Annotated in this window: 21 protein-coding genes and 1 tRNA gene; 15 read left to right on the top strand and 7 right to left on the bottom strand. The window is 41.3% G+C overall.

What is annotated here, in order from left to right:
• Positions 1-16: 16 nt before the first annotated feature.
• From L5B76_RS02405 to truB, 7 genes are all read left to right on the top strand, one after another.
• On the top strand, positions 17-745 hold the full coding sequence (locus L5B76_RS02405) for a phosphotransferase (RefSeq protein WP_423100496.1): 729 nt from the start codon (positions 17-19) through the stop codon (positions 743-745).
• A gap of 82 nt (positions 746-827) precedes the next feature.
• Positions 828-904: transfer RNA gene (locus L5B76_RS02400), tRNA-Met, on the top strand.
• 122 nt (positions 905-1,026) lie between these two features.
• Positions 1,027-1,482 (top strand): ribosome maturation factor RimP, encoded by a 456-nt coding sequence (gene rimP, locus L5B76_RS02395; protein ID WP_115249882.1) that lies wholly within the window; start codon positions 1,027-1,029, stop codon positions 1,480-1,482.
• A 21-nt stretch (positions 1,483-1,503) separates the two neighbouring features.
• Complete coding sequence (gene nusA / locus L5B76_RS02390; protein WP_103852568.1) at positions 1,504-2,991, top strand: transcription termination factor NusA; 1,488 nt, start codon at positions 1,504-1,506, stop codon at positions 2,989-2,991.
• Positions 2,992-3,007: 16 nt separating this feature from the next.
• Complete coding sequence (gene infB, locus L5B76_RS02385) at positions 3,008-5,551, top strand: translation initiation factor IF-2 (RefSeq protein ID WP_265754093.1); 2,544 nt, start codon at positions 3,008-3,010, stop codon at positions 5,549-5,551.
• A gap of 146 nt (positions 5,552-5,697) precedes the next feature.
• Positions 5,698-6,126 (top strand): 30S ribosome-binding factor RbfA, encoded by a 429-nt coding sequence (rbfA, locus tag L5B76_RS02380; RefSeq protein ID WP_265754092.1) that lies wholly within the window; start codon positions 5,698-5,700, stop codon positions 6,124-6,126.
• Positions 6,119-7,045: a tRNA pseudouridine(55) synthase TruB gene (truB, locus tag L5B76_RS02375; RefSeq protein ID WP_265754091.1), complete on the top strand. Its 927-nt coding sequence runs from the start codon at positions 6,119-6,121 to the stop codon at positions 7,043-7,045. The genes rbfA and truB overlap by 8 nt, the downstream gene beginning before the upstream one ends.
• 71 nt (positions 7,046-7,116) lie before the next feature.
• Here the strand turns inward: truB and L5B76_RS02370 are convergent, their stop codons facing one another.
• Positions 7,117-7,446, bottom strand: a complete 330-nt coding sequence (locus L5B76_RS02370) for a zinc ribbon domain-containing protein YjdM (protein ID WP_265754090.1) — start codon at positions 7,444-7,446, stop codon at positions 7,117-7,119.
• A 126-nt stretch (positions 7,447-7,572) separates the two neighbouring features.
• Between L5B76_RS02370 and L5B76_RS02365 the strand changes: the two genes are divergently transcribed.
• Entirely contained in the window at positions 7,573-8,133 is a 561-nt protein-coding gene (locus tag L5B76_RS02365; RefSeq protein ID WP_265754089.1) for a YtfJ family protein, read from the top strand.
• A 49-nt stretch (positions 8,134-8,182) separates the two neighbouring features.
• On the opposite strand, the gene L5B76_RS02360 is transcribed toward L5B76_RS02365, so the two are convergent.
• The gene (locus L5B76_RS02360; protein WP_013745008.1) at positions 8,183-9,391 is read right to left on the bottom strand and encodes an IS256 family transposase; all 1,209 of its coding nucleotides are present in this window, start codon (positions 9,389-9,391) and stop codon (positions 8,183-8,185) included.
• Positions 9,392-9,708: 317 nt separating this feature from the next.
• Between L5B76_RS02360 and L5B76_RS02355 the strand changes: the two genes are divergently transcribed.
• A complete protein-coding gene (locus L5B76_RS02355) occupies positions 9,709-10,977 on the top strand; it encodes a M20 family metallo-hydrolase (RefSeq protein ID WP_265754088.1) in 1,269 nt (422 codons plus the stop codon).
• Positions 10,978-10,981: 4 nt separating this feature from the next.
• Positions 10,982-12,217 carry a Zn-dependent hydrolase gene (locus tag L5B76_RS02350; RefSeq protein ID WP_265754087.1) on the top strand — a complete coding sequence of 412 codons (1,236 nt, stop codon included), beginning with the start codon at positions 10,982-10,984 and terminating at the stop codon, positions 12,215-12,217.
• Between the two features lie 126 nt (positions 12,218-12,343).
• Here L5B76_RS02350 and metE read toward each other — a convergent pair whose 3' ends face one another.
• On the bottom strand, positions 12,344-14,617 hold the full coding sequence (metE, locus tag L5B76_RS02345; protein WP_265754086.1) for a 5-methyltetrahydropteroyltriglutamate--homocysteine S-methyltransferase: 2,274 nt from the start codon (positions 14,615-14,617) through the stop codon (positions 12,344-12,346).
• Positions 14,618-14,865: 248 nt separating this feature from the next.
• Here metE and L5B76_RS02340 point away from each other — a divergent pair, with 248 nt between their 5' ends.
• The 5 genes from L5B76_RS02340 to L5B76_RS02320 all read left to right on the top strand — a co-directional run bounded on the left by L5B76_RS02340 (position 14,866) and on the right by L5B76_RS02320 (position 19,089).
• Positions 14,866-16,467, top strand: coding sequence for a phosphoethanolamine transferase (locus tag L5B76_RS02340; protein WP_265754085.1), 1,602 nt, complete (start codon positions 14,866-14,868; stop codon positions 16,465-16,467).
• A gap of 106 nt (positions 16,468-16,573) precedes the next feature.
• Positions 16,574-17,503, top strand: coding sequence for a LysR family transcriptional regulator (locus tag L5B76_RS02335; protein WP_250350472.1), 930 nt, complete (start codon positions 16,574-16,576; stop codon positions 17,501-17,503).
• A gap of 10 nt (positions 17,504-17,513) precedes the next feature.
• Positions 17,514-18,236: an AzlC family ABC transporter permease gene (locus L5B76_RS02330; protein WP_265754084.1), complete on the top strand. Its 723-nt coding sequence runs from the start codon at positions 17,514-17,516 to the stop codon at positions 18,234-18,236.
• Positions 18,233-18,565: a branched-chain amino acid transporter permease gene (locus L5B76_RS02325; RefSeq protein ID WP_265754083.1), complete on the top strand. Its 333-nt coding sequence runs from the start codon at positions 18,233-18,235 to the stop codon at positions 18,563-18,565. The genes L5B76_RS02330 and L5B76_RS02325 overlap by 4 nt, the downstream gene beginning before the upstream one ends.
• Positions 18,566-18,651: 86 nt before the next feature.
• The gene (locus L5B76_RS02320; RefSeq protein ID WP_115249870.1) at positions 18,652-19,089 is read left to right on the top strand and encodes a PPC domain-containing protein; all 438 of its coding nucleotides are present in this window, start codon (positions 18,652-18,654) and stop codon (positions 19,087-19,089) included.
• Positions 19,090-19,108: 19 nt separating this feature from the next.
• On the opposite strand, the gene priC is transcribed toward L5B76_RS02320, so the two are convergent.
• From priC to gloA, 4 genes are all read right to left on the bottom strand, one after another.
• Positions 19,109-19,702 carry a primosomal replication protein PriC gene (gene priC / locus L5B76_RS02315; protein WP_265754082.1) on the bottom strand — a complete coding sequence of 198 codons (594 nt, stop codon included), beginning with the start codon at positions 19,700-19,702 and terminating at the stop codon, positions 19,109-19,111.
• Between the two features lie 107 nt (positions 19,703-19,809).
• Positions 19,810-21,168 (bottom strand): Na+/H+ antiporter family protein, encoded by a 1,359-nt coding sequence (locus tag L5B76_RS02310; protein WP_265754081.1) that lies wholly within the window; start codon positions 21,166-21,168, stop codon positions 19,810-19,812.
• A gap of 53 nt (positions 21,169-21,221) precedes the next feature.
• Positions 21,222-21,869: a ribonuclease T gene (gene rnt, locus L5B76_RS02305; RefSeq protein ID WP_103852759.1), complete on the bottom strand. Its 648-nt coding sequence runs from the start codon at positions 21,867-21,869 to the stop codon at positions 21,222-21,224.
• Between the two features lie 93 nt (positions 21,870-21,962).
• On the bottom strand, positions 21,963-22,370 hold the full coding sequence (gene gloA, locus L5B76_RS02300) for a lactoylglutathione lyase (protein ID WP_103852751.1): 408 nt from the start codon (positions 22,368-22,370) through the stop codon (positions 21,963-21,965).
• Between the last annotated feature and the right edge of the window lie 45 nt (positions 22,371-22,415).

The following is a 22,415-nucleotide window of genomic DNA, read 5'->3' as shown; positions in this document are numbered from 1 at the left end:
GTAGAAATGAGGTTGTTTGATGTCGGCACAAAATAGTGAATTTCAAGAAAAGGTGCAAGCCTTGCTTAAACAGCACAAAGGCGAGCGAATTGTGAGCTTTGATTATGACAATCAGCGCTATTGGCTCAAACAACCTGAACAACTCAAAGGCGTGTGGCGTTTACTCAAACCGCAACCGCAGAAGGCCTTTCAAAATGAATTGAAAACCTTACAATTTTTAGCCGAAAAAAATGCCCCTGTGCCACAATTAATGGCATTTGGCGAAGATTTTTTAGTGCTAAAAGATGCTGGCAAAACCATCAGTTATTGGGTGGATAAGCCTGATCTCAGTTCTGATGAAAAATTGGCGATTTTAGCAGATGGCGCAAAGGCCTTAACGGATTTGCATAAAAAAGGCTTAGTTCACGGCCGCCCAGCGCTACGTGATATGGCGTGGCACGATGGCAAGGTGCAATTTATTGATTTTGAATCCCGTTCTAATCACGCCAAGCTAAATTGGCAAAAGGTACGAGATAGCCTGATTTTTATCCATAGCCTTGGGCGTTCTGATTGCATTTCTGATGAACAAATGCGTTTAACGGTAGAAAAATATCAGCAATATTGTGAGCCAGAAATTTGGCAACAAACACAATCCTTTATTGCTAAAAACCGCTGGTTATATTATGTATTATTGCCTTTCAAACCTATTGCAAGAATGGATTTAATCGCCATTTATCGCTTGTTTGAAAACACGCCAAACAAATAAGTGCGGTGCTTTTTTTGTAAGTTTTTTTGATAAAGCCTTGCTATTTGTTTTTCTATGCGTATAATACGCCACATATTTCGGACGCGGGGTGGAGCAGCTTGGTAGCTCGTCGGGCTCATAACCCGAAGGTCGTTGGTTCAAATCCAGCCCCCGCAACCAATTCATAACAAGTTCAGTAGAAAGAACCCCAATTTTGGGGTTTTTTTGTACGAGCAATTTAGATGTAGAACTGGGCTGATTAGCCCTTTTTTTACGTCCCGAGTTTGATTAAGGAGGTTGTTTTGGCAACTTTAGAAGAGAAATTATCAGATTTATTAAAAGGTTCTATTGAGGATTTAGGCTGCGAACTTTGGGGTATTGAATGTCAGCGCGCAGGCCGTTTTTTAACCGTGCGTATTTATATTGATAAAGAAGGTGGCGTGAGTGTTGATGACTGTGCTGATGTAAGCCGTCAAGTTAGCGCCATTTTAGATGTGGAAGATCCGATTGCGGATAAATATAACCTTGAAGTGTCCTCACCGGGCGTAGATCGTCCATTATTTACCCTTGAACAATATCAACGCTATATTGGCGAAGAAATTGTGGTGCATTTGCGTATTCCTGTGTTGGAACGCCGTAAATGGCAAGGTAAATTGGAAAAAATTGAAAATGATATGATTACCTTGCTCGTAGATGGGCAACCGCAAGTATTGGTATTTGGCAACATTCAAAAAGCCAATGTGGTAGCAAAATTTTAATTTTAGATAGGAAGAATAAAAATGAGTAAAGAGATTTTATTGGCGGCAGAAGCCGTATCAAATGAAAAATTATTACCACGCGAAAAGATTTTTGAAGCATTAGAAAGTGCCATTGCCCTTTCTACCAAAAAGAAATACGAGCAAGAAATTGATGTGCGTGTGGTGATCGATCCAAAAACTGGTGAGTTTGACACTTTCCGCCGTTGGTTAGTGGTGGACGAAGTGACTAACCCAACAAAAGAAATCACCCTTGAAGCGGCACAATTTGAAGATCCAAATGTGCAAGTGGGCGATTATGTCGAAGATCAAATCGAATCGGTAGCCTTTGACCGTATTACAATGCAAACCGCACGCCAAGTGATCAGCAGCAAAATCCGTGAAGCGGAGCGTAATAAAATCGTTGAGCAATTCCGCTCTAATGAAGGCGAAATTGTTACGGGAACGGTGAAAAAAGTAAACCGTGAAAATATTATTTTAGATTTAGGTCAGCAAGCGGAAGCGGTGATTTTGCGTGAAGATATGTTACCGCGCGAGAATTTCCGCCCAGGTGATCGTGTGCGTGGTGTGTTATACCGTGTTAGCCCAGAAAGCAAAGGCGCACAGCTTTTTGTTACCCGTGCAAAACCTGAAATGATCATTGAGCTTTTCCGTATTGAAGTGCCAGAAATTGGTGAAGAGCTAATTGAAATTAAAGGCGCAGCCCGTGACCCAGGTTCGCGTGCCAAAATTGCCGTAAAAAGCAATGATAAACGTATTGATCCAGTGGGGGCTTGCGTGGGTATGCGTGGTGCGCGTGTGCAAGCCATCACCAATGAATTAGGTGGTGAGCGTGTGGACATTGTATTGTGGGACGACAATCCTGCACAATTTGTGATTAACGCAATGGCACCAGCCGATGTAACGTCTATCGTGGTTGATGAAGATAACCATTCTATGGACATTGCCGTTGAAGCAGAAAACTTACCACAAGCCATCGGACGTAATGGTCAAAACGTGCGCTTAGCCAAACAGCTTACAGGTTGGGCGTTAAATGTAATGACCACTGAAGAGCTAAATGAAAAACATCAAGCTGAAGATAACAAAGTGTTGAAACTCTTTATGAATGCCTTAGAAATTGACGAAGAATTCGCGCAAATTCTGGTTGAAGAGGGTTTCACTAATTTAGAAGAACTAGCTTATGTGCCAGTGAGCGAACTTACTGCGATTGATGGCTTAGAAGATGAAGATTTAGTGGAAGAATTGCAAACTCGCGCGAAAGATGCACTAACAGCCGCCGCATTAGCGGAAGAAGAAGCGTTAAAACAAGCGCATATTGAAGACAAGCTACTCAATCTTGAAGGAATGAACCGTCATCTTGCGTTCAAACTTGCAGAAAAACAAATCACCACCTTAGAAGAATTAGCGGAGCAAGGTGTTGATGATTTAGCCGATATTGAAGAATTAAGCGCTGAGCAAGCAGCGGATTTAATTATGGCAGCACGCAACATTTGTTGGTTCAGCGAAGAGTAAAAAGGGGTGTAAAATTATGGTAGATGAAGTAAAAAAATCGGATGCACCGAAAAAATTAAGCATACAGCGCCGTACGAAAACCACGGCAAGCACCACAACCAGTACAGGTAAAAATAAAACTGTACAAGTGGAAGTGCGTAAAAAACGTACTGTGCCAACGGAAGCCGCTATCCGTGCGGAAGAAGAAGCACGCTTAAAAGCAAAACAAGAAGCGGAAAAGAAAGCGGCAGAAGAAAAAGCAGCCGCAGAAAAAGCGCAGAAAGAAGCTGAAAAAGCGAAAAAAGAAGCGGAAAAAGCTGAACAGGTAAAACGTCAAGCTGAACAAAAAGCGAAAGAAAAAGCAGAAAAACCAGCAAAAGAAACTGCCAACAAAGCGGTTGATGAAGAAAAAGAACGCTTGAAAGCGGAAGAAGCCGAGTTGCGCCGTAAAGCTGATGAATTAGCTCGTCAAAAAGCGGAAGAGCAAGCACGCAAAGCCGCAGAAGAAGCAAAACGTTATGCAGATCTTGCAAGTGCGGATGAAAAAAATGAAAATTCTGAAGATTATTCAGATTATCATCTCACTTCAAGCTATGCGCGTGAAGCGGAAGATGAAGAAGAACGCCGTAATGAAAATCGTGGTCGTGGCAAAAATAAAGTTGCCAAAGCGAAAAAAGGCGGACGCGAAGACGATAGCAACAAAAACGAGCGTGAATCAAATCGCCGTAACCAAAAAGATGCTAAAGGCGGAAAAGGCTTTAAGGGCAAACAAGGCAAAAAAGGCAGCAGCTTACAACAAGGCTTTACAAAACCAGCCGCACCAGTAAACCGTGATGTAGTGATTGGTGAAACCATTACCGTGGCGGAATTAGCCAACAAAATGGCAGTGAAAGCCACCGAAATCATCAAAACAATGATGAAAATGGGCGAAATGGTCACCATCAACCAAGTGATTGACCAAGAAACCGCACAGCTTGTAGCCGAAGAAATGGGACACAAAGTGATCCTGCGTAAAGAAAATGAGCTAGAAGAATCTGTATTAGGCGATCGTGATGTGAATGCGGAAAAAGTAAATCGTGCGCCAGTGGTTACCATTATGGGACACGTTGACCACGGTAAAACCTCTTTACTTGACTACATTCGTAAAGCGAAAGTGGCAGCAGGCGAAGCGGGTGGGATTACCCAGCACATTGGTGCATACCACGTTGAAACCGATGACGGCAAAATGATCACTTTCTTAGATACTCCGGGACACGCGGCCTTTACCTCAATGCGTGCGCGTGGTGCAAAAGCCACAGATATTGTGGTGCTTGTGGTGGCGGCCGATGACGGCGTGATGCCACAAACTATCGAAGCGATCCAACACGCGAAAGCGGCGGGCGTGCCAATTGTGGTAGCAGTGAACAAAATTGATAAACCTGAAGCTAACCCAGATCGCGTAGAGCAAGAATTATTGCAACACGAAGTGATCGCCGAGAAATTCGGTGGGGATACGCAATTCGTTTATGTTTCTGCGAAAAAAGGAACAGGGGTTGATGAACTACTAGAAGCCATCTTATTACAATCTGAAGTGTTAGAACTCAGTGCAGTGAAAGACGGAATGGCAACGGGTGTGGTGATTGAATCTTACCTTGATAAAGGCCGCGGCCCAGTGGCAACAATCCTCGTTCAATCAGGCACATTACGCCGTGGTGATATTGTACTTTGTGGCTTTGAATACGGCCGTGTGCGTGCAATGCGTGATGAAAACGGTAAAGACATTAGCGAAGCAGGCCCATCAATTCCAGTAGAAGTGCTAGGTTTATCTGGCGTGCCTTCTGCGGGTGATGAAGCTACCGTGGTGCGTGATGAGAAAAAAGCGCGTGAAGTGGCATTGTATCGTCAAGGTAAATTCCGCGAAGTGAAATTAGCTCGTCAGCAAAAAGCGAAACTGGAAAATATGTTCAGCAATATGGCAGAGGGCGATGTAGCAGAATTGAACGTTATTGTTAAAGCGGACGTTCAAGGTTCGGTAGAAGCGATCGTTCAAGCCTTACAAGAGCTTTCAACCCCAGAAGTGAAAGTGAATGTGGTTGGTTCTGGCGTGGGCGGAATTACCGAAACTGATGCAACCCTAGCCGCTGCATCTAACGCGATTATTGTTGGCTTTAACGTTCGTGCCGATGCTTCTGCACGCCGTATTATTGAAAATGAAAATATTGATTTACGTTATTATTCAATCATTTATGAATTACTTAACGAAATCAAAGCGGCGATGAGCGGTATGCTCCAACCTGAATTCAAGCAAGAGATTATCGGTCTTGCGGAAGTGCGTGATGTGTTCCGTCATCCGAAATTTGGTGCAATCGCAGGTTGTATGGTGACAGAGGGCGTGGTGAAACGTAATAACCCAATCCGTGTATTACGCGACAACGTAGTAATCTTTGAAGGGGAATTGGAATCGCTCCGCCGCTTTAAAGATGACGTAGCCGAAGTGCGCAGTGGTATGGAATGTGGTATTGGCGTGAAAAACTACAACGATGTCAAAGTCGGCGACCAAATCGAAGTCTTTGAAGTGGTTGAAATTAAACGTTCAATTTAATGGCAAAAAGTGCGGTGTTTTTTGACCGCACTTTTCCTTATTAATAAAAAATTAATCACACAAATGTAAATAGGATAGGATTTTCGCCGTAGGCTAAATGCCGCGCGATCACATCATTATCCTGTTTTTATTTATAGGAAAATAAAATGGCAAGAGAATTTAAACGCTCAGATCGTGTCGCACAAGAATTACAAAAAGAAATTGCGGTGATTTTGCAACGCGAAGTGAAAGATCCGCGTATTGGAATGGTTACCGTGTCAGATGTGGAAGTTTCGCGCGATTTGGCTTACGCAAAAGTGTTCGTGACTTTCTTATTTGATCAAGATGACAGCGTTATTGAAAGCGGAATGAAAGGGCTGGAAAAAGCCTCGCCTTATATTCGTTCTTTATTGGCTAAAGCAATGCGCTTGCGTATCGTGCCAGAGTTACGCTTTGTGTATGACAAATCCTTAGTGGAAGGAATGAGAATGTCTAACTTGGTGAGCGAAGTGATTCGTGATGATGAAAAACGCTACCAAGGTGATGCAGAAAGCCACGAAAACAATAAAGAAAACAGCAAAGAAAACAATGAGTAAGGCAAAAAATAAAGGCCGTCATATTCACGGCATTTTTTTGTTAGACAAACCGCAAGGGGCGAGTTCTAACCAAATTATGCAACAAGTAAAACGGCTTTTTCAGGCAAATAAAGCAGGGCATACCGGCGCGTTAGATCCCCTTGCTACAGGAATGTTGCCCATTTGTTTAGGTGAAGCCACCAAGTTTTCGCAATATTTGCTAGATTCTGATAAGCGTTATTTGGTTACGGCAAAATTGGGTGAGCGCACTGACACTTCTGACGCAGACGGACAAGTGGTTGAGCGCCGAGAAGTGCGGTCGGAAATTTCGCAAATTTTAACCGCACTTGAGCAATTCCGTGGTGAAATTATGCAAGTGCCAACAATGTTTTCAGCCCTAAAACATCAGGGAAAACCGCTTTATGAATATGCCCGCGCAGGGATCACTGTGGAGCGTGAAGCCCGTCCAATTACCATTTTTGAGCTGAAATTTATTGATTACCAAGCGCCTTATTTAACCTTGGAAGTGCATTGCTCAAAAGGCACTTATATTCGCACGTTAATTGATGATTTAGGCGAAGTGCTAGGCTGCGGCGCGCACGTTACGATGTTACGCCGTCTTGCGGTGGCGGATTATCCACAACACGCAATGATGAGTTTAGAAGAGCTTAAAGCCTTAAGTGAACAGCAGGATTTAAGCCTGTTAGATCAGCATTTATTGCCAATGGACAGTGCGGTGAAATCCTTGCCTGCGTTGGCATTAAGTGCCGAACAGAGCCGAGCCGTTGGTTTTGGGCAGCGCGTGAAGTTTGATAATCCACAAGGCATTTATGGCCAAGTGCGGTTGTTTTCTGCCGAAAATCAATTTCTTGGTGTGGCAGAAGTGGATAAAAACAACGTTATCCGACCAAGCCGAATGGTTGCATTGAATTTGCTATGATTAGCCTTAAGGCAAGCAAATAAATAAAATAGGCGGAAAGTTTCCGCCTTTTTTCTTATCAAATTTACGGCTTAAGCTTTTTTCAAAAACTCAGATTTTAACGAAAAACTTTGCCCATCAATTTTACAATCAACATCGTGATCGCCATCAACTAAACGGATATTTTTCGCTTTTGAGCCTTTTTTCAACACGATGGAAGAGCCTTTCACTTTCAAATCTTTGATCAAAATAACGCTATCACCGTCTTGCAATGGATTGCCGTTACTGTCTTTCACCACTTTTTCTTCGCTTTCATTTTCTTCATCACCAGACCATTCGTAAGCGCAATCAGGGCAAACGAAATTAAGGCCATCGTGATAGACATATTCCCCTTGGCATTTAGGGCAGATTGGTTGTTCCATATCATTTCCTTTATTTCATTGAATAAACCGCAAGTATAGCAAAGAAACGCACAGAATTCAGTGGTCATATTTGCTTATTCTGGAATTTTTAGTAAACTCAATTTTTTTATAAAAAAGGAAAAAATAATGAAAAAAACAACCGCACTTTTAGGTGCTATCTTACTTTCCACTGCCGTAGTGAGCCACGCCCATAATATTCAACTAAATGCCGATTTACCCAATGTAAACGTTTCGCAAAAAGGCGAATTAGTCCTGAAGAATCAAGATATTAGTTATCAACCTTGGCAAGCCAGCCAATTAAAAGGCAAGGTTCGAGTGTTACAACATATTGCAGGGCGCAGTGCGGTGAAGGAAAAAAACTTGCCGTTAATGGACGCAATCAAAAAACAGAAATTTAATGCCGCACTTTACCAAACTACTAACATTGTCAATGCTGATGACGCCATATTTGGCACAGGCGCTTTTGTAAGAAGTAGCGTAAAAGACGCAAAACAACAAAATCCACACAGCCAAGTGGTGCTTGATGAAAAAAGTGCGGTAAAAAATGCGTGGCAATTAAAAGAAAAAGAAAGCCTGATTGTCGTGTTAGATAAAAATGGCAAAGTAAAATTTGTGCAAGAAGGCAAATTATCCCCTACACAAATTCAGCAAGTGATTGGATTAGTTAAGCGTTTAGTGGAAAAATAATTTATAGAAAAGACCCTATCCCAAATTCTGTGTAAACACCCATTTCAACTTAACGGTGATCGTCGAGGCGATCACCAAAATCAATCATAAAACGATTCATTGCCTGTTTCCAGTTTTGAATCGGCATTGTCCATTTCTTTGACGCATCTTTCATCGCCAGCCATATTACCTTGAACACCGACTCATCCGTCGGGAATACATTGCGTTTTTTAATGACTCGCCGAATCACGCTATTGAGTGACTCCACCGCATTGGTGGTATAAATCGCTTTGCGAATATCCGACGGATAATCAAAAAATGTCGCGATATTCGCCCAATTCTCCTCCCAACCTCTCGCTACAAGCGGGTATTTTTCCTGCCATTTTTGCGAAAGTGCGGTCAAATTCTCGCGTGCTTGCATCTCCGTCGGGGCTTGATACACCTGTTTTAAATCCGCAGTCACCGCCTTGTAATCTTTCCATGACACATATTTCAAACTATTACGCACCAAATGCACAATGCAAAGCTGAATCTTGGTTTGGGGATAAACGGCATTAATGGCGTCAGGAAAGCCTTTTAAACCGTCCACACACGCAATTAAAATGTCTTTTAAACCGCGATTTTGCAGCTCTGTTAGCACGTTTGCCCAGAACTTCGCGCCTTCGTTTTCGGCAATCCAGAGTCCGAGTAATTCTTTATGCCCTTCCAAATTCACACCCAACGCCACAAAGACGGACTTGTTGATAATCCGCCCGTCTTGACGCACTTTGACCACGATGCAATCCAAATAAACAATCGGATACACCGCATCAAGCGGGCGATTTTGCCATTCCAAGACGCGCTCTTTAACCGAATCTGTCACGCGAGAAATCAAGCTCGTTGACACATCAGCATCATAGAGTTCTTTGAACATTTCGACGATTTCTTGATTGCTTAAGCCTTTGGCATATAAGGCGATAATCTGCTCGTCCATTCCGGTAATTCGGGTTTGGTTTTTCTTGATAAGCTGCGGTTCAAAGGTGCCCTCACGGTCACGAGGGGTATCAATTTCCATTTCACCCTCATCACACATCACAGTTTTGGACGTATAGCCGTTACGCGCATTTTTGCCTTTTCGTGGCTGATGTTTTTCATAACCAAGGTGGTCAGTCAGTTCCGCGTTTAGGGCTGCTTCGACCGTGATTTTTTTGAGCATTCGAGAAAACTGATTAAGGTCTTCCGGCGTTTTGAGGTGTTTGGCAAATTCTGCTGCCAAGGCGTGGAGTTGTTTTTCGTTCATAATAAAATACCTGTATCTAATGTATTATCTCAGAAACAGGCATTTACACAAATTGTGGGAGAGGCTCGAGGCTGTCAGGTTAATTTGAGCTTAAAGCACCTATCCCACAATTCTCTAAAAGCAACATCTTCTTTTTTGTTTCAAATCTCACTTTATTCAATTTTGTGATTAAAGTCATAGTTAAGATAACCCTAAGTGGTTATACTCTAAATGATTCCAACAGATTTTGTACAGAACATAAAAACGTATTGTCCTAGAAATAGTTTATTCTAGGCATTGCTATTCTTTACAGTACGCTTGGTTTTTAAGGAGGATTTATGAGTATTTCATTAGAACAGTTAATTGCATGGCGCAGGGAGTTTCACCGTACGCCTGAAACGGGCTGGAGTGAGTTTTTAACCACAAGCAAAATTGCCGATTATTTATCTGAGATCGGCTTTGAAATTTTCCTAGGTACACAAATTATTGATCTTGATTCCGTGCGTGGACGTAATAAAGCCATTGTAGAAAAAGGTATTCAACGAGCTTTGGCGCAAGGAGCTAATCCACAATGGATTGAAAAAATGGAAGGTTATACAGGCTGTGTCGCAGTATTTGATTCTGGCAAAGCAGGAAAAACTATCGCTTTGCGTTTTGATATTGATTGTGTGGACGTGCAGGAGAGCAATAGTCCAGAACATCGTCCAAATCAACTGGATTTTGCTTCAATTAATGAGGGTGAAATGCACGCTTGTGGCCATGATGGACATATTAGTATCGGGCTTGGTGTGGCACATTGGATTATGCAAAACAAAGATAAGCTCACAGGTAAAATTAAACTTGTGTTCCAACCTGCGGAAGAAGGGGTTCGTGGTGCTGCTGCGATTGCCGCAAGTGGTATTATTGATGATGCAGATTATTTTGCCAGTTCACATATTAGTTTTTGTGCGACCACAGGCACTGTGCTAGCCAATCCAAAAAACTTCCTTTCTACCACCAAAATTGATATTCGTTATAAAGGAAAACCATCGCACGCAGGTGCTGCACCACATTTAGGGCATAACGCACTGTTAGCTGGTGCGCACGCTGTTACCCAATTACAAGGTATTGCGCGCCACGGTTCAGGTATGACTCGCATTAATGTAGGTGTGTTTAATGCAGGTTCTGGACGAAATGTAATTCCATCTGATGCGGAATTAAAACTTGAAGTACGCGGTGAAAATAAAGAGATTAATCAATATATGGTTGATCAAGTAATGCAGATCGCAAAAGGGATTGCCGTGAGTTTTGATGTTGATTATGAAACGGAAATTATGGGCGAAGCGGTGGATATGAATAATGATGACGAATTGGTTTCATTGGTTCGTGAAATTGCTCAGCAACAACCAGAAATTCATAGTGTTGATAGAGAATATGCTTTTAATGCCAGTGAAGATGCTACAATTTTAGGACGACGCGTGCAGGAACACGGCGGTAAAGCCATTTACTTTATTATTGGGGCTGATCGTATGGCAGAGCATCATCAAGCAGAATTTGATTTTGATGAGAATCAACTCCTAACTGGTGTAAATATTTATAGCGACTTATTAGCACGTTTATTGGGGTAACAATATGACAATTGATATGCAACGCGTCAAAACCATAATTGAAAAACTCGCACTAATGACTAGTGTTGAAGGTGAGCTAACGCGCTTAGCCTTTACTGCTGAAGACAACGCTGCTTATGATTATATCATTGAGTTATGCCAAAATTATGATTTACAAATCCACCGTGATGAAATTGGTAATTTATTTATTCGTCGCAAAGGTGAAAATGATAGTTTACCTGCGGTCAGTTTTGGTTCACATATTGATACAGTGATTAATGCAGGGAAATTTGATGGCCCATTGGGAGCTATTGCGGGTCTTGAAATTCTGTTCCAAGCTTGCGAACAAAATATCAAAACACGTTATCCGCTTGAGTTAATTATTTTTACTTGTGAAGAATCAAGCCGCTTTAATTATGCGACTTTGGGTAGCAAAGTAATGTGCGGCATAACTAATAAAGAAACCTTAAGCAAATTGCTTGATAAACAAGGTCATAGTTTAGCGGAAGCAATGTCATCAGTTGGCTTAGATTTCGATAAGATTGAATATGCCAGACGCAATGGAGATGAATTTAAATGTTTTGTTGAATTGCATATTGAGCAAGGTCCACGCTTGGAAAATGAAAATAAAACCATTGGTATCGTGGTAGGCATTGCTGCACCAATCCGTTGTATTGTTAAAATTAAAGGGCAAGCCGACCACTCTGGCGCAACGGCGATGCATTACCGTCACGATGCTTTATTAGGTGGGGCAGAACTTGCTTTAGCGATAGAACAAGCTGCAATTCAAGCAGGACATTCAACGGTTGCTACCGTTGGAAATTTAACAGCGAAACCTGGTGTAATGAACGTTGTTCCAGGTTATTGTGAATTATTAGTCGATATTCGTGGCATTCACCAACAAGCTCGAGAATCTGTATTTACCGCATTAGAAAATCAGATCATGCAAGTGAGTAAAAAACGCGGATTAAATATTGAGTTGCAAGTTATTTCAAAAGACACGCCGATTGTATTAGCAGAAAGTATGGTTAATTCCATCATGAATGCGACTCAAAGTTTGGGTTACAGTTACGAACTTATGCCAAGTGGTGCAGGGCATGATGCTATGCATATGGCAACAATTTGCCCAACAGGTATGATTTTTGTTCCATCAAAAAATGGTATTAGCCATAATCCATTAGAATTTACGGATTGGAAAGACATTGAAGCAGGGATTAACGTGATGCAGAAAGTTGTGCTTGAGCAAGCAGAGATTTTATAAAGTAATAAAAAAGCTAGTCAGGCTAAAGACACAATTTGTTTATTACCACCCCCCCCAATTTCTACAAATAATAAAAAAATCACCGCACTTAAGTGCGGTGATTTTTTCTCAACTTTTTAGCTTTTATTAAGCCAGTTCAGCGCGTAATTTCTTCGTCACATCAACCATTACTTCTAATTGCTGTAAGGTTTCTTTCCAGCCGCGGGTTTTTAAGCCACAATCTGGGTTCACCCATAAGCGCTCTTTTGGTACCACTTTCAAGGCTTTGCGTAGCAGGTGTTCAATTTCTTCTGGTTTTGGTACGCGTGGGCTGTGAATGTCGTACACGCCTGGGCCGATGTCGTTTGGATATTTGAAATCAGCGAATGCGTTTAACAATTCCATATCCGAACGTGAAGTTTCGATGGTGATCACGTCTGCATCAAGGGCGGCGATGGCTGGCAGAATGTCGTTAAACTCGGAATAACACATATGAGTGTGAATTTGTGTATCATCTTGCACGCCCATTGAGCTTAAACGGAACGCTTCGCCTGCCCATTGGAGATATGCGTCCCAATCCGCACGTTTGAGAGGTAAGCCTTCGCGGATCGCAGGCTCGTCAATTTGAATGACTTTGATACCCGCTTTTTCCAAGTCTAACACTTCATCAGACAATGCTACGCCGATTTGCTTACATACGGTCGCACGCGGAATATCGTTACGCACGAAAGACCATTGTAAAATTGTAACAGGCCCAGTGAGCATTCCTTTCATCACTTTGTTGGTGAGGCTTTGGGCATATTGCGACCAACGTACTGTCATCGGTTCAGGGCGTACTACATCACCGTAAATAATTGGTGGCTTCACGCAACGTGAACCGTAGCTTTGCACCCAGCCGAATTTGGTGAAGGCGAAACCGTCTAATAATTCCCCAAAGTATTCCACCATATCGTTACGTTCTGCTTCACCGTGAACGAGGACATCAAGGTCGAGTTTTTCTTGCTCACGCACCACCAACTCGATTTCTTTTTTCATCGCCGCTTCGTAATCTTCAAGGCTCAGCGTACCTTTTTTGAATTGGGCGCGAGCTTGGCGGATTTCGCTGGTTTGCGGGAATGAGCCGATATTTGTGGTTGGTAATAACGGTAAATTTAACCACGCATTTTGTTTGGCGATACGCTCAGCAAATGGCGATTTGCGTTGATCCGCACCTTCTGGCAAGCTAGCTAAACGTGCTGCCACTTCAGGGCGATGAATTTCTTTGCTGTTGGCACGCGAATCAGCCGCTGCTTGGCTTGCATCAAGCTCTGCTTGCACGGCAGCATGCCCTTGTTCAAGTGCGGTCTTAATGACGGACAATTCTTGCACTTTTTGAAGCGTAAACGCCAGCCAGTTATAAAGCTCAGGTTTATTTTCTTTTAATTGCACTTCCACCGATAAATCGTAAGGACTATGCAATAACGAGCAGCTTGGCGCAATCCATAAACGCTCGCCCAATTTCGCTTTTAACGGCTCAAGCACATCTAGCACTTGGTTGAGATTCGCACGCCATACGTTGCGTCCGTCAATTACACCAGCTGAAAGCGCTTTGTCATAATCGGCAAAGGCAGCCAGTTGCTCAGGCGCTCGCACTAAATCAATGTGTAAGCCGTCCACTGGTAAGGATTTCAATAAGTTAGCGTGTTCTGCCACCGAGCCAAAATAGCTCGCCAATAATAATTTTGCGTTGACTTTTTCGCTTAACTCCGCATAAACCGCTTGATACGCCGCAACCCATTCAGCAGGTAAATCTACCGCAAGGGCAGGCTCGTCAATTTGAATCCATTCCACGCCTTCTGCCGCTAACGCATTGAGAATTTCCACATAAACAGGCACGAGTTTGTTTAATAATTCAAAGCGATCAAAGGCTTCACCTTTTTCCTTACCTAAATGTAAGAACGTTAATGGCCCAACAATGGTTGGTTTAACGTTCAAACCGAGTGCTTTTGCTTCACGAATTTGTTGTACATAATGAGCTGGATTGGCTTTAAATTCGGTGTTTTTGTGGAATTCTGGCACTAAATAGTGGTAGTTAGTGTCGAACCATTTTGTCATCTCAATGGCGAATTGCTCTTTGTTACCGCGTGCTAGTTGGAAATATTGATCAAGCGTTAATTGTTGGCTATCAAAACCGAAACGCGCAGGAATTGCCCCTGTTGCCACTTGTAGATCCAAAATATGATCGTAAAAGGTGAAATCTGCCACTGCCACATAATCTGCCTTTGCTGCCGCTTGGTGTTTCCAGTTAATCTCACGCAAAGCTTTGGCAATATCTAATAAATCTTGCTCTGCAATCTCGCCACGCCAATAACGCTCTTGGGCAAATTTAAGCTCACGTTTCGCGCCAACACGCGGAAAACCTAAAAGATGAAATGTTGTCATAATCGAACTCCTGTTTTTATTATTAACCAAATAGACGTCTAAACGTCTTTCTTGCGTCTAATAATGCCGAAAGGCTCTATATTATGCAACGTCATAATTTTCACATTTTGTATGAATAAAATTAATATTCATATAATGGCAAAAATTTATTCAAAAAGCACCGCACTTTTTAGCTAGCGTGCTTTGTTTATATAAATCATTGTGTTGTGCTACAATCTCGCTCATTTTAATCTTTTAGGATCATCAAAATGAAAAAAGCCCTATCACTCATTGTGTTATACAGTGTGCTATTACTCGGAAGTGAATTACTTTATCGCATTGTGTTTGCTGTTCCAGCTTTGCCTATGGGTAAGTTAGCGGAGAATTATGCGTTTATTTTAGTCTTTGTTGCATTATTATATTTTGTTAAATCAAGAATAGTGCAGTGCTTACTGCTTGCTTTCTTTGCAATGAGTTTCATTGGTAATAATATCCATTATGCTGCTTACCAGGGATGGATTACACCAATGAATTTATATTTGCTTTTTAAAGAATGGCATGAAGTGGTAGGGGCGAGTAGCTCATTAATTGAAAAGACGTTATTTCCCGCATTATGGGGATTGCTAGAAGTGATTTTGATAAGCTCTATTTTATGTTTCCAACGTAAGCGTTCTTGGATTGCAGATGGGGCATTTTTTCTCTTAATCATATTCGGTCTTGCGCGTGTTGCTTTAGATGAAAGCAGAAGTATCATTTCTCCAAAACTTTCTTATAGCCGAATTAAAACAAACTATCTTAGTTTAAGTTCATTTGTAGGGCATACTTTACCCTATAAATTTTTGCATTTAAGTGTGGTGACTGATTATCAAATGGCAGAGCCACAAGTCGCAAGTAAACCTAAAGTTCGTAATATTATTTTCTTACTTGGTGAGAGTGAAAGTGCTAAACACGTCAGTTACTTTGGCTATAATTTTGCGGATAGACAGACTACACCATTTTTAACACAATTCGCTCAATCTGATGCACAGCCTCTTGTAAAAGAAACTTATTCAGCCGGCTTGCTTACTGCGATTACACTCCCTTCATTATTTAATGCGATTCAATATCCAAATGGATTAGCTCAAATTTCTAAAGGTACAACAAATCTGTTTCGTTTAGCCAAACAGCAAGGTTATCAAACTTATTTTTATACTGCACAGTCGCAAGAGGATATGGATCTGCTTAATTTATTAGGAAAAACGTGGATTGATGAATTGAAATATCCTACGGATCTTGGTTTTGGGTTTAAACAGCATATGTCAGATAGGGAATTATTACCGTTATTAAAGAAAATTGATTTACAGGGTGGTAATCATTTCATTATTTTACATCAGCGCGGTTCGCATATGCCCTATGGTAAGATTTTAACGGCGGAACAAAAAGTATTTGGCGATCAAACTGCGAATGATGAATATGATAATACTATTTACGCGACTGATCAGCTAATGAAAGAGATTATTCATTACTTAGCGCAGCAACCGACACAAGATTGGCTTTTTGTTTACACATCTGATCATGGACAATTTGTTACGCCTGAGCGCCATATTCAGGCAACAATGGATGAAGATAACTATCTTGTGCCAACAGTGTTGTATAGCCCAGATAGCGTAATTCAACAACAATTACAACAAGATTTTTCACAATGTGATCGCTTATTTCATCAACAAATTTCAACTTTATTACTCAATCTTTTTGGCTATAAGCAGGAGATCAGTTCGTGTAAGTTAGGGTATGTGAATAATAATGATCTAACTGGGGATCAAGGATATTTAAAGATTTCTCCTCCATATACAAATTTCGTTATGCCAACAATGATGAAAGATAAGAATTAATAAATTTTTAAATAAAAAGCACCGCACTTTATATTAATCATTAAAGTGCGGTGCTTTTTTGTTGTATAATTTTCATTATCTTGTTTTATATCTATGAATCCATTTAATGAAACCCACATTTTTAGAAATTCGACATCTTAAAACACTGATTGCATTAAAAGAAACGGGGAGTGTTTCTTTAGCGGCGAAGCGTATTTATTTAACGCAATCAGCCCTTTCTCATCAGATAAAGTTATTGGAAGATCAATATGGTCTTGCGCTATTTGAGCGAAAAAGTCAGCCTTTACGCTTTACGGCGGCTGGCGAGCGTTTGATTAAATTAGCAAATGAAGTGTTACCACAAATTATTGAGGCCGAGCGAGATCTTTCACGAGTGAAGCAAGGGGAAGCGGGGGAGCTGCGCATTGCAGTAGAATGTCATACTTGCTTTGACTGGTTAATGCCCGCAATGGATAGTTTTCGCCAACATTGGCCTTTAGTGGAGTTAGATATTGTTTCTGGCTTTCATACTGATCCTGTTGGGCTATTATTAACCCATCGTGCAGATTGGGCGGTGGTTTCGGAGGTTGAAGAGACTGTCGGTATTACCTATAAACCGTTATTTTCTTATGAGATGGTGGGATTATGTGCGAAGGATCATTCTCTTGCCAATAAAGCGGTTTGGCAGGCGGAGGATTTTCTTGATCAAACATTAATTACCTATCCTGTTCCTGATGATATGTTAGATTTGCTGAAAAAAGTGTTGCAGCCTGCGGGGATCAATCCTACTCGTAGAACAAGTGAATTGACCATTGCGATTATTCAGCTTGTAGCGAGTAAAAGAGGGGTGGCAGCATTACCTTTTTGGGCAGCAAAACCTTATTTAGATCGAGGCTATATTGTCGCGAGAAAGATCACTTCACAAGGGCTATATAGTAATCTTTATGGGGCATTTCGTGAAGCTGATACAGAGGTTGCCTTTGTTGAGGATTTTTATGAGACAGTGAAAGCCCAAAGTTTTTCAACCTTGCCCGGATTATCCATTTTAGAAGAGTAGCGAGATAAGTATGATTGCAACGCAAAATAAGATTTGGCAAAGCGCAAGAGCGGCATTCCCTTATTCTTTACCTATGTTGGTTGGTTTTTTATTTTTAGGGTTTGCATACGGGCTTTATATGAAAGGATTAGGTTTTAATGCTTGGTATCCTTTTTTAATGGCATTACTGATTTATGCAGGCTCTGTGGAGTTTATTGTTGCTGGGGCATTGATGGGGGTATTCACGCCCGTTTATGTTTTTTTATTAACCTTGATGGTGAGCTTACGTCAAATTTTTTATAGTATTTCTATGTTGGAGAAATATGGCAGTGGCGTAGGTAAAAAACGTTGGTATCTGATTAGTTCACTGGTTGATGAGAGTTTTTCACTGAATTATGTTGCGACTATTCCTTCGCATTTAGATAAAGGATGGTATATGTTTTTTGTCAGCCTTTATCTTCATATGTATTGGGTGTTAGGCGCACTGTTAGGAAATGTTTTTGGCAATATTATTCCTTTTGATCTCAAAGGCATTGAGTTTGCAATGACCGCACTATTTTTAGTGATTTTTGCAGAAAATTGGCTTAAGGAAAAATCACATAAGAGTTCGTTATTAGGTATTGGTGTTGCATCGTTGTGCTTGCTCGTCGTCGGTAAAAATTATTTTCTTCTTCCTACATTAGCGATTATTTGGTTAGTTTTAACCTTATGGCGAGCAAAATTGAATGTAACCTTAGAACAGGTGGAAAAATGACATTAACTCAACAAATTATTACGATTTCTCTTGCTGTGTTAGCCGTTCAATTAACAAGATGGTTACCTTTTTGGATCTTTCCTGCTGAGCGTCCTATTCCTGAATATATTCGTTATTTAGGCAAAGTATTACCGCCAGCAATGTTCGGTATGCTTGTCGTATATTGTTATAAAAATATTGATATGAATACGGCCTATTTTGGCGCACCTGATTTTATTGCAGGGGGGATTGTATTAGCGTTACATTTTTGGAAAAAGAATATGTTTTTATCAATGATTGCGGGCACAGGGCTTTATATGTTTTTGGTGCAAGTTGTTTTTGTGCATTAACATTGAATTTTTTATTTTTCTTGTTGTCTGAGTATGGACAGCATATTTATAGACATATCCTTAAGGATTTTACACTGGAGAACATAATGAAAAAAACAAATTTATTTTTAACCACCTTATTTGCAAGTGCAACGGTATTATTAGCAGGTTGTTCAGATCCTAAACCTACTACATCAGCGAAGGCACAAGCGCCTGCAACTGAGCAAACTGCAGAGCAAAAAGCCCCATCCGTGGTGGAAAAATCAACGCAGTCTTCTGGCTTTGTTCAGCACGTAAAAGGCAAAATTACAGGGTATGATTTTGACTCTTATAAATTCCCAGGCAAAAAAGGGGAAGTATTAACATTAACGTTAGACACCAAGGGCGATGCTGAAGCGTTCTTATTCGGTTATGATGATTATAGTTATGGCGAGTCATTCACTTTGCCTGAAACCACAGAATACGAAGTGCGCGTCGCTCAACCGCGTAACTCAGCAAGAAAAGATAAAAGTGCTGAATATGATTTAACCATTGAGGTTAAATAATCGTAGTTATCTATCCTTGCTAAGGCTGATCAGTGTGATCAGCCTTTTCTTTTTGTTGCAATGCTAAGTATTGTTCTAATAGTTCAATGGCTTCCAAACAACGTGCGCGGCGTTGTTGGGTGTGTGCGATGAGCTGTTGGAGCCGTTGTTTTTCCAATTCTTCTTGGGCTTGAAAATACTGATCTTGTTGCTGCTCAATTTTCGCATTTAAGGCTTGTAGGGCTTCGTAATATTTCTCTAAGCGTTCCCTTGGTGGCAGGCGATGAATGGCGTGTTGCTGCTTATCCTTTGCGCTGAGTGGCGCTTTTGTGGGATTACGCTGCGTTGTTTTTCTTGATTTCTGTTGTTTTATGGCATCTAGCAGGGCTTGTAATTGGGCAAGCAGTTTTTCGCTATAAAATTGACATTGAGCCTGTTCGTTTTCTTGCAAACGTGCGATTTGAGCAAGGGTGTTGTCTAATTCGGCACGATAAAATTTGAATAGCTGGAAATCTTCACTAAATAAAGTGCGGTCAAATTTTGCATAAATTTTCTCTGTATCAGGCATTGGATATTGCTGATAACATTGCGTAATTTTTTGGCGTAACGCTTGAATGAGTTGAGTTTTGTTCATTTTTCCGTTCAATATTGATTTAGTGAGATTGGGTAGCGCGGAAATTATCGCATAAAAAAGGACATCTTGTGATGTCCTTTTTCTGTCTATCTTCTATCTAACATTGCTTATAAATACATTGCAGCTAGCCAGCCGAAAATAATTAATGGAATGTTGTAGTGAATAAAGGTCGGCACGACAGAATCCCAAATGTGATCGTGTTTGCCGTCCATATTTAAGCCTGATGTTGGGCCGAGTGTGGAGTCGGAAGCAGGGGATCCTGCATCACCAAGTGCGGCTGCCACGCCTACGATAGAAACCGTGGCTAATGGGCTAAATCCAAGGGTTAAACACAGTGGTACATAAATAGAGGTGATGATTGGCACCGTAGAGAAAGACGATCCGATCCCCATTGTGATGAACAAGCCCACAATTAACATTAATAATGCGGCTAATCCTTTGTTGTCTGCGCCTAAACCTTGGCTGAATGTATCCACTAATTGGGTTACGCCGCCAGTAGCGTTAATCACCGCTGCAAAGCCTGATGCAGCAATCATCACAAAGCCGATCATTGCCATTAAGCGTAAGCCTTGTTGGAAAATATCGTTGCTTTCTTTGAGTTTGAAAATGCCACAAACAGCGAAAATGATTAAACCTGCTAAACCGCCGATAATGGTGGAATCAGTGAAAAGTTGTAAACCGAAAGTAACCACAATCGCAACAATGCTGGCGATAACGTGGAACGGTTTGATATTCGCAATATGCTGTTCAATTTCTTGCGTGCTGAGGTTGTTGTCTGAAACGGCATATTCTTTTGGTTTGCGATAGGTGATGAACACAGCGGTGAGTAAGCCTAAAATCATTCCAATCACCGGTAACATCATAGCAAGGGAAACTTCGCCAACGCTGGTATGTAAGCCGAGTGGCGCGCCCACTTGGTTGATATTTTTTACCAAAATGCTTTCGATAAAGATTTTTCCGAATCCCACTGGCAAGAGCATATAAGTAGCGGTTAAACCGAATGTCAGCACACAAGCTACGGCGCGGCGGTCAATTTTCAATTTATTGAAAATGGCGAGCAGTGGTGGGATCACAATAGGAATAAAGGCGATATGCACAGGCAATAAGTTTTGTGATGAAATGGAGAAAATCACCAACACTGCCAAAATGAAATATTTAAATGTCGCCATTGAAAGCCCGTTTGGCGAATGGCCGAGTTTTTGGATCACTTTGAAAGCGAGCAAATCAGTAATGCCTGATTTAGAAATCGCCACAGCAAATGCCCCTAAAATGGCGTAGTTCATCGCCACTTCAGCACCGCCGCCTAAGCCACCCGTAAAGGTTTGAATGGTTTCGCTCATTGTTAAATTGCTGCATAAGCCTGCGGTTAGCGCGGAAATGATCAAAGCAATCACCACGTTAATGCGCAATAAACTTAACGCAAGCAATACAATGATAGAAATCACAACAGGATTGGAAAGTAACATTGCATTGTCCTTATTTAAGAGAAAAAGAAAAATTTATAAAAAAATTACCGCACTTATTCTGCTATTTGATGGGGAAAACCACCTAATTGTTTGAGATGGTTCACCATATAACAGAATAATTCTGCGGTGCGTTCTGTATCATATAAAGCGGAATGCGCTTGTTTATGATCAAAAGGAATGTTCGCCGCTTGGCAGGCTTTCACCAGTACCGTTTGACCGAACATAAATCCGCTTAATGTGGCGGTGTCAAACATTCCAAAGGGGTGAAATGGATTGCGTTTGGCTTGCACCCGCTCAGCCGCCGCCATTAAGAAACTTTGGTCGAAGGTGGCATTATGCGCCACGATAATGGAACGCTGGCATTCCGCTTGTTTTTGCGCCTGACGCACCATTTTGAATAATTCGCTAATGGCGATATTTTCCGAAATCGCACCGCGTAAGGGGTTATCAATATCAATGCCGTTAAATTTGAGAGAATCAGGATTGATATTCGCCCCTTCAAAAGGTTGAATATGAAAATGGCACTTTTGATCGGGCAATAAGAACCCATTTTCGTCCATTTTTACCGTAATAGCGGCGATTTCGAGCAACGCATCAGTTTTTGCGTTAAAGCCTGCGGTTTCTACATCAATAATCACGGGCAAGTAGCCACGAAAGCGGTTTTTCAGCAAATTATAATTAATTGGTTCGCTTGTTGTCATAACATTATGGACTATCAGATCAAAGGTGAGATAAAAAGTGCGGTGTAAAATTTGCGAAAATTTCCACCGCACTTTTTAACAAATTATTTTAGCTTAGTTGCCTAATCCAGCTTGCGCATTTTTATTTTCGATAAACTCGATTTTGTAACCATCAGGATCTTCCACGAAGGCAATCACTGTTTTGCCGCCTTTTACTGGACCCGGCTCACGAGTAACTTTTCCGCCTGCTTGGCGAACGGCTTCGCAAGTGGCATAAATATCGTCCACGCCGATAGCGATATGCCCATAAGCATTGCCCAGATCGTATTCGTGTACGCCCCAGTTGTAGGTTAATTCAAGCACAGAAGCTTTGTCTTCATCGTCATAACCTAAAAAGGCAAGGGTATATTTATATTCTGGGTTTTCGCTGGTACGTAATAAACGCATACCTAACACATCTTGATAAAATTTAATCGAACGATCTAAATCGCCCACGCGTAACATTGTATGTAAAATTCGCATAATCATCTCCAATCATCAAAAATTCTAGGCATTATGCCATAATTA

The sequence above is a fragment of the Avibacterium sp. 21-594 genome, from assembly GCF_026226815.1.
GTDB classification, from domain to species: Bacteria; Pseudomonadota; Gammaproteobacteria; order Enterobacterales; family Pasteurellaceae; genus Avibacterium; species Avibacterium avium.
Note: the sequence above shows the minus strand (reverse complement) of the source record. Positions and strands in the feature narration are given on the sequence as shown.